Origin of the sequence: Cypionkella sp. (assembly GCF_028290025.1) — a bacterium.
Lineage (GTDB): Bacteria > Pseudomonadota > Alphaproteobacteria > Rhodobacterales > Rhodobacteraceae > Cypionkella.
In genome coordinates, this window is record NZ_JAQGKQ010000085.1 from 1 (window position 1) to 12,480 (window position 12,480).

General features: G+C 61.7%; 9 protein-coding genes and 2 pseudogenes. 7 read left to right on the plus strand and 4 right to left on the minus strand.

Features of this window, described 5'->3' with window-relative positions; translation table 11 throughout:
• From chlG to JWS10_RS14175, 3 genes are all read right to left on the minus strand, one after another.
• The coding region (chlG, locus tag JWS10_RS14165; RefSeq protein ID WP_299508443.1) for a chlorophyll synthase ChlG at positions 1–699 on the minus strand (699 nt) is incomplete at its 3' end.
• Positions 700–1,001: 302 nt separating this feature from the next.
• Positions 1,002–2,357, minus strand: coding sequence for a transcriptional regulator PpsR (ppsR, locus tag JWS10_RS14170; RefSeq protein ID WP_299508459.1), 1,356 nt, complete (start codon positions 2,355–2,357; stop codon positions 1,002–1,004).
• A gap of 111 nt (positions 2,358–2,468) precedes the next feature.
• Positions 2,469–3,260 carry a hypothetical protein gene (locus JWS10_RS14175; protein ID WP_299508445.1) on the minus strand — a complete coding sequence of 264 codons (792 nt, stop codon included), beginning with the start codon at positions 3,258–3,260 and terminating at the stop codon, positions 2,469–2,471.
• Positions 3,261–3,580: 320 nt separating this feature from the next.
• Between JWS10_RS14175 and bchF the strand changes: the two genes are divergently transcribed.
• The 6 genes and pseudogenes from bchF (at position 3,581) to bchO (ending at position 10,568) form a co-directional block, all read left to right on the plus strand.
• Positions 3,581–4,069, plus strand: coding sequence for a 2-vinyl bacteriochlorophyllide hydratase (gene bchF, locus JWS10_RS14180; protein WP_299508447.1), 489 nt, complete (start codon positions 3,581–3,583; stop codon positions 4,067–4,069).
• The gene (locus tag JWS10_RS14185; RefSeq protein ID WP_299508449.1) at positions 4,066–5,358 is read left to right on the plus strand and encodes a ferredoxin:protochlorophyllide reductase (ATP-dependent) subunit N; all 1,293 of its coding nucleotides are present in this window, start codon (positions 4,066–4,068) and stop codon (positions 5,356–5,358) included. The genes bchF and JWS10_RS14185 overlap by 4 nt, the downstream gene beginning before the upstream one ends.
• Positions 5,355–6,944 (plus strand): ferredoxin:protochlorophyllide reductase (ATP-dependent) subunit B, encoded by a 1,590-nt coding sequence (bchB, locus tag JWS10_RS14190; protein ID WP_299508451.1) that lies wholly within the window; start codon positions 5,355–5,357, stop codon positions 6,942–6,944. Before JWS10_RS14185 ends, bchB begins: the two co-directional genes overlap by 4 nt.
• A pseudogene (locus JWS10_RS14195) lies at positions 6,934–8,250 on the plus strand (cobaltochelatase subunit CobN); the annotation flags it as partial. The gene bchB and the pseudogene JWS10_RS14195, both read left to right, overlap by 11 nt.
• A pseudogene (locus JWS10_RS14200) lies at positions 8,135–9,688 on the plus strand (magnesium chelatase subunit D); the annotation flags it as partial. The pseudogenes JWS10_RS14195 and JWS10_RS14200, both read left to right, overlap by 116 nt.
• Before the next feature lies 1 nt (position 9,689).
• Positions 9,690–10,568 (plus strand): alpha/beta fold hydrolase BchO, encoded by an 879-nt coding sequence (gene bchO, locus JWS10_RS14205; RefSeq protein WP_299508453.1) that lies wholly within the window; start codon positions 9,690–9,692, stop codon positions 10,566–10,568.
• On the opposite strand, the gene hemC is transcribed toward bchO, so the two are convergent.
• The gene (gene hemC, locus JWS10_RS14210) at positions 10,565–11,500 is read right to left on the minus strand and encodes a hydroxymethylbilane synthase (protein ID WP_299508455.1); all 936 of its coding nucleotides are present in this window, start codon (positions 11,498–11,500) and stop codon (positions 10,565–10,567) included. The genes bchO and hemC overlap by 4 nt on opposite strands.
• An 81-nt stretch (positions 11,501–11,581) precedes the next feature.
• Between hemC and hemE the strand changes: the two genes are divergently transcribed.
• Positions 11,582–12,480, plus strand: an 899-nt coding sequence (gene hemE, locus JWS10_RS14215; protein WP_299508457.1) for a uroporphyrinogen decarboxylase, incomplete at its 3' end; no start/stop codon positions are given.

Consider the following 12,480-nt stretch of genomic DNA (forward strand, 5'->3'; position numbering starts at 1 on the left):
AGCCTGCGCCACACCCATCACCGTGCAGGCAACCCGCGCCGCCACATCGGGGCCAAGTGTCACCGGAAGCGAGCGCACGCCATGCTGACGGTCGCCCTCCAACGCTTTGAAATCATTCAGAGTCATAATGCCATGCGCGCCAAAGGCATAGAGCAGCGCCATGGTGACAACCGCAAATGATGGCATTGTCTGCGACAGCACAGCCGCCCCAGTAAACCAAGGCAGCCCCTCATAGCACAGCCCGACCAGCCCCGGCCCCCACCAGCCCGAACGTTTTAGTCGCACAGGTTCGGCCGAATAAGCCCAAGCCGCCAGCACTCCCACCACAGTCGCCGCAAACCCCCACGGCCCCAGCAGCCAGCCCAAGGTGAGCGACAGCACCGACATCGCCAGCGCAATCCACAACCCCCACCGCCCCGGAATACGGCCTGACGGGATCGGGCGATGCGGCTCGTTTACCGCATCCACATGACGGTCGCACCAATCATTCGCCGCTTGGCTCATGCCGCAAACCACCGGGCCTGCCAGCACAACGCCCAAAATCACCAGCGGCCACGACGACCACGGTGAGATGCCCGCCGAGATGATACCGCACAGATAAGCCCACATAGGTGGAAACCATGTGATCGGCTTTATCAGCTCCAAAACGGCTTTGGGCTGAGGGCGGGGGACGGTGTGTAAGTTTGTTGATACAGTCATGTGTCAACTAAACATTACATTTCTGAGTCGATCAAGCCTAAAGTCTTTGGGCTACTGCCGTGGCTGCGCAATCACAGCGCGCGCCTGCACTGTCGTGCCAATTCACCGCGTCTCAACATGAAAACACCTGTCTACCCACAACATATGGTAAGAAAGCATTCAACAGTTGAAGCAAAGCACAAGAGCATCCCAGCTGGGAAGGCTTGTCAGCCCGCTCAGTCGCTCAAACCCGGTCGGCTTTGACGGACAAATAGGCGCCAAAAATGCGCGACTACACAACCAGCCGCGATCTTGGGCTAAGGCTATTCGTCGTCCTTGCTCAGCAACCCGAACTTGCGCAGCTTCACATACAAGGATTGCCGCGACAGCCCGAGCATTTCCGCCGCCGCCACCCGGTTGTTGCGCGTCAGCTCCACTGCTGTCTGGATGCACATCTTTTCGACCACATCCGTCGTCTCGGCAACGATGTCTTTCAGCGTCGAAGACCCTACCAACTCCATCACAGATCGCGTGCCGTCGTCGCCCGCACTAAATCCGGGTTTGCGCAGCATCTCAGCGCGGCTGGCATCGCGAATAATCAAGCCAAACCCGGGATTGGGGCGATCGCTGAGGAAGGTCGCAGAAATCTCAACCGCGATCTCGCCTTTGAACTCGCTGAGAATACGGGTGGCATACATCCGCAACTGCCGCGCGCGCCGCGCATTGTCCAACAGAACCCGCAGATCAACACCGCCGCGCGCCAGAAAATCACCCATCGAACGACCGCGCACGCTGGCCAGATGCGTGCTGTCCGTCAGCTTGAGAAATGCATCATTAGCCGAGCTGATGATGCCGTCCTGATCCAGAAACACCATGCCATCCACGCCTTCGTGGAAAAGCCGTTCCAGGTTTTCATTGGTTTCGGTGTTGGGCGTGTTCGCCAGTTCGGGCGCTTCAATCCGGCACAGCATCAAGCGTTCCCCCGCCGCGCGAAACAGCTTGGGGATCACCCGAACCTTGCGCTGCGAGCGCCGCGCCACCAACTCCACCGGGCTGACCGCATCGGCCGAGGCGATGTTGGACAGGCTTTCTAGAAACTCGCCGCGCCGCCGCCCCTCAAACTCTTGCGCAATCGCAGCGCCCACCAGATCTTGACGCGACCCGCCCAGCATCATCGCCGCCGCCGCGTTCAAATCGGCAATCCGACCCGAGTTCATCGCCACCAGCACCACCGCATCGCGGGTGGCTTCCATCAGCACACGGTAGCGGGTGTCCATCTCACGCTGGGTTTCGTAATCACGCTCCAGCGCAAACTGCGCCATCACCAACTGCTGCTGCATTTCGGCCACCGGACGCATATCGCGGCCCATCATCAGGATCGTCTTATCCTTGCCGATGTTATGCATCGAATAGCGCACGGGAAACTCCCACAGCGACTGGTCAATATGATTGAGCTCAACCGCCAGCGCACGTGCGCCTTGCTTCGAGATCGCCGCAAGCCGCTTTTCCAGCTTCTCGTGACTTTCATCGGTGACAATATCTGCCACTGGCTTGCCAACCCAACTGTCCAGCCGACCAAATGCCGGATGCGCCGGATTGACCATAACGGCGACCACGCGGGCATCGCCCGAAATCAACAAAGATATGTCCGCAGCCGTCGAGACGATCTCCGAGAGCATCTCGGGGTCAATCGCCGGCATCGTCATGCCCGCCAGAAAGTGTTTCGTATCAGTGTTCACAGCAGTTTCGCCATATTTGCCGTTCACCCGCCTGTTCGGGACCACGGTATGTTAAGCGCGCTTGAGCACGCAAAAGGCGTCGAACTTAAGGCCCATGACCTCCAGAGCAGCGCCGATGTCATTCGATGAAAAATCAGCCCCTGTGCATGAAGCGGGATCCTCCACTTTTGACATCACGGCCCCCCCGACGACGATCGGAGTTGGTCTGTCCATGATGGTCTTCAAAAATTGTACGGTCTTGGTGACGGATTCGAGTTTTTCCTTCGTGGCGACCGAGATCATCACCCCATCGAAGTGCCGCGCTGCCATCAAACTGCGCAGTTCGTTGAAACTTGGCGCAATTCTCAGGCAAACCGAAACCCCATAGCGCCGCAACTGCCCGGTTGCCACCATCGGCCCCAAGGTGTGCTGTTCGCGTTCCGGCACGATCAACATCACCGTGCCATGCCCGGTATCGCCCGCCTGATCGGCGACCCAAGCCGTGCCAATCTCGCGCAGAAGGCTTTGCATCCGGCCGACGCCGATGGTCACGTCGATCCATGACATTTCGTCGTCGAGCCATGATTGGCCCATCCTGCGCGCCGCAATCGGTATGTAGACATCCGAAAGTGCCGCAAGGCTGATCCGCGCCCGCTTCACCTCGGTCAGCAGTCCCGAAAAAGCGGCCTTGGTGCCAGACAACGAGGCCGCGATCAGTCCGGTGATCAATTGCTCGCGCGGCTCTACCACAGCTTTGATGCTGCGATCCGCCAGCAGCGACACCACCTGAGAGGCGAAGAAGCTGACGCCAGAGGTATCCCCCGCCAAGGAACGCACCTGATTGAGAGGCTGAAACTCTGACATGGCCCCGGCTCCGCAAACGGGCGCCCGCAAAATCGAATCCTGAATATGTCAGCACGATCGGGGTCATCCTTGGCCTCAACTCTCCAATAGGTCCAACATTTTGTCAAAGAAAATTGACACCTTAGTAAGTAAAGACCCGGCATGCTTTTTACAAGTGCATGTTTATAAATAATAATAGCTCGCTTCGCGTGCAGCAAAATTTCCGGATTTCGCAGCATACCTGCATAATGTGTCAACCTTAATAGTGTAAGTTTTAGTTGACACATTCAAAATCCAAGGGCTAGAATTGGCATAAGGATACTTCGTTTGAAAGCCACGCCATGCCCACGAATCGCCCAAAAGCCTCCCTGCGGCAACCGCTGTACACCGCGGCAGAGCGTGCGCGGCGCGATGCGACCAAGTGGACTTTGGTGCAGGGAATTCTGGCCCCGGTGCAGTTTCTGGCCTTCGCAATCTCGTTGGTTTTGGTGCTGCGCTACATGCTGACGGGTGACGGATACACCGCCGCAACAGTGTCAATTCTGGTGAAAACCGGCCTGCTGTACTTGATCATGGTAACGGGTGCGATTTGGGAGAAGGTAGTGTTTGGGCAGTACCTTTTGGCCCCTGCCTTCTTCTGGGAAGATTTGTTCAGCTTTGCCGTCATTGCGCTACATTCCGCTTATATAATAGTGCTTTGGACTGGGGCACTGTCGCCGATGGGCCTGATGGCTTTGGCGCTGACCGCCTATCTGACTTACGCGATCAACGCCGGGCAGTTCATTCGTAAGTTGCGCCTCGCACGGCTGGATCAGGCGGTGCGGGTATGACCGGCACGCTTCCCGCCATCGGCTGCACCAACACCCCCGTGCTGAAAGAGCGCGGGCAGCGGGAGGTGTTCTGCGGGCTGACCGGGATCATCTGGCTGCACCGGAAAATGCAGGATGCGTTCTTTCTGGTGGTTGGGTCGCGCACCTGTGCCCATCTGTTGCAGTCGGCGGCAGGGGTGATGATCTTCGCCGAGCCGCGCTTTGGCACCGCGATTCTGGAGGAGAAAGATCTGGCCGGTCTGGTCGATGCGCAGGTCGAACTGGACCGTGAAGTTGCGCGGCTGCTGTCACGCCGCCCTGACATTCGCCAGCTGTTTCTGGTCGGGTCTTGCCCGTCCGAAGTGATCAAACTGGACCTGCACCGCGCGGCTGAACGGATGAGTGCGGCCCATGCACCGCATGTGCGGGTGCTGAATTACTCCGGTTCAGGCATTGAGACAACCTTCACCCAAGGCGAGGATGCATGTCTTGCGGCGATGGTTCCCGCACTGGCGCAAAGCGATGCGCGAGAGTTGTTGATTGTCGGCGCGTTGCCCGATGTGGTTGAAGATCAGGCGCTGGCGCTGCTGGCCGCGATGGGCATCAGCAACGTGCGCTGCCTGCCCGCCCGACGCAGCGCCGATGCACCGCAGATTGGTGAAAACACCGTGTTCGCGCTGGTGCAGCCGTTCTTGGGCGATACCCACGCGGCCCTACTGCGCCGGGGCGCGCGCCATATCCCCGCCGCCTTCCCGTTCGGCGCCGAAGGCACGACGCTTTGGCTGCAAGCCATCGCCACCGAATTCGGCGTGCCGCAAGCGTTGTTCGATGCCGTCATCGCAGCCCCGCGCGCCCGCGCTGAAAAGGCTATCGCTGCCGCTCGGCAAACCCTTGAGGCTAAGTCGATTTTCTTCTTCCCCGACAGCCAGCTTGAAATCCCCCTCGCTCGGTTTCTGACCCGCGAATGTGGCATGATTGCAATTGAGGTTGGCACGCCGTTCCTGCACCGCGATCTGCTGGCCCCGGAACTTGAACTGCTTGCCGAGGGGCCGGTGATTTCGGAGGGTCAGGACGTTGACAAACAACTCACCCGCGCACGTGCAGCCCGTGCCGATCTGACAGTCTGCGGCCTGGGCCTGGCGAACCCGCTGGAAGCCGAAGGCATGGCGACCAAATGGGCCATCGAGCTGGTGTTCACCCCGGTGCATTTCTACGAACAGGCGGGCGATCTGGCTGCATTGTTCGCGCGCCCGCTGCGTCGCCGCGCCCTGTTGGCCCCACTGGCCCCCCGGATGGAGGCAGCCGAATGAAGCTGACCTTGTGGACATATGAAGGCCCGCCGCATGTTGGCGCGATGCGTGTCGCCACCGGCATGAAGGGCCTGCACTACGTGTTGCACGCGCCGCAGGGCGATACCTACGCGGATTTGTTGTTCACCATGATTGAGCGCCGCGACCATCGCCCGCCTGTTACCTATACGACCTTCCAAGCCCGCGATCTCGGCGGCGATACTGCAACCCTGTTCAAAACCGCCTGTCAGGATGCCGTCACGCGTTTTGCCCCCGAGGCGCTGATCGTCGGCGCGTCTTGCACCGCCGAACTCATTCAGGACGACCCGGCGGGTTTGGCGGAAAGCATGAATCTGGGCATCCCGGTGATCCCGCTCGATCTGCCCAGCTATCAGCGCAAGGAAGGCTTCGGCACCGATGAGACGTTCTTGCAGATCGTGCGCCATCTGGCGAAGCCCGTCGCCCGCACAGCACAGATCACCGCCAACCTGATCGGGCCGACAGCACTCGGTTTCCGTCACCGCGATGATATCGTGGAAGTCACCCGCCTGCTGGCCGACATGGGCATCGCGGTGAACGTCTGTGCCCCAATGGGCGCGCGCCCCTCAGACATCGCCCGACTAGGGGCGGCGCAATTCAACGTGCTGATGTATCCCGAACACGCTGAATCCGCAGCCCGCTGGCTAGAGACCAACTTCAAGCAACCCTACACCAAATCCGTGCCAATCGGAGTTGGCGCTACCCATGATTTCCTCGCCGAAGTGGCCGCTATCACCGGTCTGCCGTGCAAATCCGACACCTCTCGCCTGCGCCTGCCGTGGTGGACCTGCAGCGTTGATAGCACCTACCTGACCGGCAAACGCGTGTTCATCTTTGGCGACGGCACCCATGTTGCCGCCGCCGCCCGCATCGCCCGGGATGAAATGGGGTTCGAGGTGGCTGGCCTTGGCTGCTTTAACCGTGAAATGGCCCGTCCCATCCGCGCTTTGGCCAAGGAATACGGCGTCGAGGCGCTGATCACCGACGACTACCTCGAAGTCGAAGCCGCCATCGCCGCCCTGCACCCCGAGATGATCCTTGGCACCCAAATGGAGCGTCACATCGGCAAGCGCTTGGGCATCCCCTGCGCCGTGATCTCGGCCCCGGTGCATGTGCAGGATTTCCCCGCCCGCTATAGCCCCCAGATGGGCTGGGAAGGCGCGAATGTGATCTTTGACACTTGGGTGCACCCCTTGGTGATGGGTCTGGAAGAACATCTGCTGCACATGTTCCGCGATGATTTCGAATTCCACGACGAAGCCGGCGCGTCGCACCATGGTGGCAAACACGTTGCCCGCCCGGTGGGCGCTGAAGCCGCTGCTGCGGCCGCGATTGAGGTGGGCTCGATGCCCGCCGAGATCGCCTTTCCGGCGCAAGACACCCAGCCGGAAACCGCGACCGAATCCAACGTGATCTGGCTGTCGGATGCGGAAAATGAGCTGCGCAAGATCCCCTTCTTCGTGCGCGGCAAGGCGCGCCGCAACACCGAAAAGTATGCAGAAGGTAAGGGGCTGACACGGATCAGTATTGAAACCCTGTATGAGGCTAAAGCCCATTATGCGCGCTGAAACCCCCCTCGTTGGCACCCGCGTCAGCTACAACATCGTTGTGGTCACGCTGGATCAACACGCCGCTGGTCCCGCCTCCCGCGTCGCACCCCGACTGACCCGCGACTTCCCCGGTCTGACAATCACCATCCACGCCGCTGCCGAATGGGCCGAAAACCCCGCCGCTCTGCTGCGCTGCAAGACTGATCTGCAAACTGCAGATATCATCATCGCCAACCTGATCTTCATCGAAGAACACATCAGCGCCATCCTGCCCGCCCTGACCGAGGCCCGCCCCCGCGTCGATGCCTTTATCGGCGTCATTGCCGATAGCCAAATCGTCAAGCTGACCAAGATGGGCGACCTGGATATGTCCAAGCCCGCCTCGGCGGCGATGGCGCTGCTGAAAAAGCTGAAACCCTCCGCCAAAACCTCCGCCAACTCTGGCGAGAAGCAGATGTCCATGCTGCGCCGCATCCCGAAAATCCTGCGCTGGATTCCGGGAAAGGCACAGGACATGCGCGCGTGGTTCCTTTCAATGCAATACTGGCTGGGCGGCTCTGACGACAATATCGAACAGATGGTGCGCTTTCTGATTGGCCGCTATTCCACTCGCAAGGATTGGCGTGGCGCGGCGTCAAAAGCCCCCGTCGATTACCCGGATGTTGGCCTCTATCACCCGAAACTTGCGGGCCGCATCACCACCAACCTCGCCGACCTGCCGCGCCCTGCCAACACCACCGCCACGGTCGGCCTGTTAATGCTGCGCTCTTACGTGCTGGCATCCGATACCGCGCATTATGACGCGGTGATCGCCGCGTTCGAGGCCCGCGGCATCGCCTGCATCCCGGCCTTTGCGGGCGGGCTTGATGGCCGTCCCGCGATCAACGCCTATTTCACCGGCATCGACGCGATGGTGTCGCTGACCGGGTTTAGCCTCGTCGGCGGCCCCGCCTACAATGACAGCCCCGCCGCCGTCGCAGCTTTGTCTGCGCTGGATGTGCCTTACATCGCCGCGCACCCGCTGGAGTTTCAAACACTCGGCCAATGGGCGCAGGCGGGTCAGGGCCTTGGGCCGATTGAAACCACTATGCTGATCGCGCTGCCTGAGATTGACGGCGCCACCAACCCAACGGTGTTTGCCGGGCGTCACGGTTTGGATGGCTGCCAAGGCTGCGCCCATATGTGCAAGGGTGCTACCGACAGCCGCGCGATGTCACCCTGCCCGGAGCGGGTGGCGACGCTTGCCGAAAAAACCCTGCGCCTCGGGCGACTCCGTCAAGTCCACAATGCCGAAAAGAAGGTGGGTATTGTTCTGTTCGGCTTCCCACCGAACGCGGGGGCTGCTGGCACCGCAGCTTACCTGTCGGTCTTCGAAAGCCTGCATGGCAGAGCGCTGCCCTCCTGCCCTCGCGGCACGGTTGGCGCGGTGGTTGGATGAGAGTGGTCCGTGTCTGATTGCGCTGGATGAGGGGGCGGAGGCAGAGGAAACCTTGGCTACCGCACTGGCGGATCGGCTGGGGCTGTTCCTCGATCTGGGGGATTTGAGCTTTTCGGATATAGGCGCGCTGGTATTGCCGCCAGAGCAGATCGCGGATGCGCAGCGGCGGTTGGCGCAGGTGGTTTTGCCCAGCGGCGCGTTGGAAAACCTGACGACGGTGGCCGCCGCCATGGGCATCGCCAGCCTGCGCGCGCCACTGTTGGCGATTGCGGTGGCGCGGGCGCTGGCGGCTTGGCGTGGAGAGGTCGTGGCGTCAGACGATACCGTGCGCCATGCGGCCGAATTGACGCTGGCGCATCGGGGAGAATTGCCGGAGGTGGCGGAGGAGCAGGAGAGTGCGCCTGCACCTGAACCGGGGGAGGCGGAGGAGCAGCAAACCCCGCAAAGCGACCGTATCCCAGATGAGATTTTGCTGGAGGCCGTGCGCGCCGCCCTGCCCGCTGATCTGTTGGCGAGGCTGGCGGTGGGGAAAGCCGCGCGGGCGGCGAAGGGCAGCGGCGGCACCGGGGCTGCGCGAAAGGGTAATCATCGGGGGCGGCCTTTGCCTGCGCGTCCGGGCGTGCCGGGGTCGGGCAAGCGGATTGATCTGGTGGCGACCTTGCGTGCCGCAGCACCTTGGCAACCGTTGCGCAGGCGGACGCCCGATGCGACGCGGCTGGAAATCCGGGCCTCGGATCTGCGGTTGAAACGCTATCAGGAAACCTCAGACCGGGTGTTGATCTTTGCGGTGGATGCGTCGGGCTCGTCGGCGCTGTCGCGGTTGGCCGAGGCGAAGGGCGCGATTGAACTGCTGTTGGCGCAGGCCTATGCGCGGCGCGATCATGTGGCGCTGATTGCGTTTCGGGGGGTGACGGCGGAGTTGTTGTTGCCACCTACCCGCTCGCTCGTGCAGACCAAACGGCGGCTGTCGGGCCTGCCGGGGGGTGGCGGTACGCCCTTGGCGGCGGGCCTAAGGATGGCGTTTGATCTCGGCCTGCAAACCCGCGCGCGCGGTATGACGCCGACGATCGCTTTGCTCACCGATGGGCGCGGCAATATCGCGTTGGACGGCAGCGCCAACCGGGTGGAGGCCGAGGCGGATGCGCTGCGCTTGGCGAGGTTGATCTGTGCGGCGGCGGTTCCGGCGCTGGTGCTGGATATCGCCAACCGCCCGCAAGCGGCGCTGCGACGGTTGGCGGCGAGCCTTGGAGCGACCTATGTGCCTCTGCCCCGCGCTGATGCGCACGGCATGTCGGGCGTGCTGCAAGCAGCTTTGAGGGCATGAGATGCAGACTCCGGTGATCCCCGCGGACTGGCCGTTTCGCAGCGTCTCGCAGCATATCCGCAGCAAGAGCCATCTGTGGCATGTGCAAGAGATAGGTTCTGGCCCCGTCGTGTTGCTGTTGCATGGCGCGGGTGGCGCGACGCACAGCTTTCGCCATCTGATCCCGCTTTTGGCGGAAAGCTACCGGGTGATCGCGGTCGATTTGCCCGGTCAGGGCTTTACCACGCTGGGCAATCGCGCGCGCTGCACTCTGGATGCAATGGCAGAGGATCTGGCCGCCCTGATCGCGCAGCAAGGCTGGCATCCCGTTGTGATCATCGGACATTCTGCCGGGGCTGCCGTAGCTTTGCGGTTGGCCGAGATTACCCCGACCAAGGCGGTGATCGGCATTAACGCCGCCTTGGGTGGGTTTGAGGGGGTTGCGGGGTGGTTGTTTCCGGCGCTGGCGAACTTGCTCGCACGCTTGCCCTTAGTGCCGCTACTGTTCAGCAAACTGGCGGGGACGCCTCGACAGGTTCATCAGCTTTTGACCTCGACCGGATCGCGGATTGATGCCGGCGGTGAGGCACAATATCTGTATTTGCTGCGCCAACCGGGGCATGTGGCGGCGACTTTGGCGATGATGGCGCAGTGGAACCTTGACGGGCTGATGAAGCGCTTGCCGCACCAGAAGGGGCCGTGTTTGCTGATCACAGCCAGCGCCGACCGGGCGGTGCCGCCGGTGGTGTCACAGCGGGCGGCAGCGGTGATGCCAAACGCTGAATGGATCGACCTGCCGCGCTTTGGCCATCTGGTGCATGAGGAAGCGCCCGAGCAGGTCGCGGCATTGATCCGCGATTTCCTTGACGCCCGCACAAAGGCTGATCCGTTATGCGTTTAGGTGAAAAATCCCGGCCCGGCGCGGCCCAGCAAGTCATCGGCCAGCGCCTGACCCATCTCAACGCCCTGCGCTACGCCACCGCGGATTTCGCCCGTGATCACCTGGCTGCCATCGGGGCGCAAAATCTCGCCGCGCAGCCAAAGCTGATCGCCGTCCAGCACCGCAAGCCCTGCGATGGGGGTCTCACACGAGCCATCCAGCCGCGCCAAAAGCCCGCGTTCAGCTGCGAGTCGCTGGCCCGTGGGAATGTGGTGAATCGCGTCCAGCATCGCCTCGGCCCGTGGATCATTCTGCCGACGCTCCACCCCGATCGCTCCTTGGGCAATCGCGGGGAGCATTTCGGTGACCTCAACCGGGCGGGCAACTTCGGACATGCCCAAGCGGTTCAGCCCGGCCATCGCCAGAAAGGTCGCCGCCGCCACGCCGTCACGCAGCTTTTTTATTCGGGTCTGAACGTTGCCGCGAAATTCCACAAGGTGCAGGTCAGGGCGGCGGTGCAGCAGTTGCGCGCGACGCCGCAGGCTAGAGGAGCCGACCACAGCGCCCTGCGGCAAATCCATGAAGCCGCCACCGCCAACAGCCACGAAACCATCTCGCACATCCTGACGCGGCAAGTAGCAATCCAGCCACAGCCCATCGGGTTGCAGCGTAGGCATATCTTTCATCGAGTGCACGGCGATATCTATGCCGCCGACAAGCAGCGCATCCTCAATCTCGCGCGTAAACAGGCCCTTACCGCCGATCTCTTTCAGCGCGCGGTCTTGCACGAGATCGCCAGTGACCTTGATCACCACCACCTCAAACGCCTCAACGGCCAAGTCGTGGGCGGCCATCAGGCAACGCCGCACCTCATGCGCCTGCCAAAGTGCCAAGGGGGAGCCTCGGGTGCCAATTTTGAACGGATGCGCGGGGGTTGGAAGCGGATGTGTCATGTTTGAATCAATAGCGGTGTCACTCTGCGCTGACAATATCAGCGAACGATTTTGCCGCTTTCTATCGCAACCGGAGTATCTATGACCAAACTGATCCTGCGCGCTCTTGCGGGCGAGACGTTGCCGACCCCGCCGATCTGGATGATGCGTCAGGCGGGGCGCTATCTGCCGGAATATCGCGCGACGCGGGCGCAGGCGGGCGATTTTCTGTCGCTGTGCTATAATCCGGAGCTTGCGGCCGAAGTGACACTACAGCCGATCCGCCGTTATGGCTTTGATGCAGCTATTTTGTTTGCCGATATTTTGTTGCTGCCGCAGGCGTTAGGGGCGGATCTTTGGTTCGAGACAGGCGAGGGGCCAAGGCTTTCCACGATCACCACGATGGCGGGTGTGCAGGCGTTGAAACCGCGCGAGGCGATCCACGACACGCTTGCGCCGATCTATGAAACCGTGCGGATTCTGGCGCGGGAACTGCCAGCGGAAACGACTCTGATCGGCTTTGCGGGGGCACCGTGGACGGTGGCGACCTATATGATCGCAGGTCGTGGCAGCAAGGATCAGGTGGCTGCCCATGCGTTGAAGGCCGCCGACCGCGCGACGTTTTCGGCGTTGATTGAGGTGATTACCGAGGCCGCCATCGACTATCTGTCGGCTCAGGTGCAGGCGGGGGCGGAAGTGGTGAAGCTGTTTGACAGCTGGGCCGGGTCGCTGAAAGGCCAAGATTTTACCGATTTCGCGGTGAAACCGACTGCCCGCATTATCTCGGCGTTGAAGGCCAAGCATCCCGGGCTGCCGGTGATTGCGTTTCCGCGAGAAGCTGGGGCGGGATACATCGGCTTTGCGGCGGCGACGGGGGCCGATTGTGTGGCGGTCGATAACTCGGTCAGCCCGGAATGGGCAGCGGCGCATGTGCAAACGGGTGGCTGCGTGCAGGGCAACCTGTCGCCGACGCATATGGTGACGGGCGGGCAAGCGTTGGT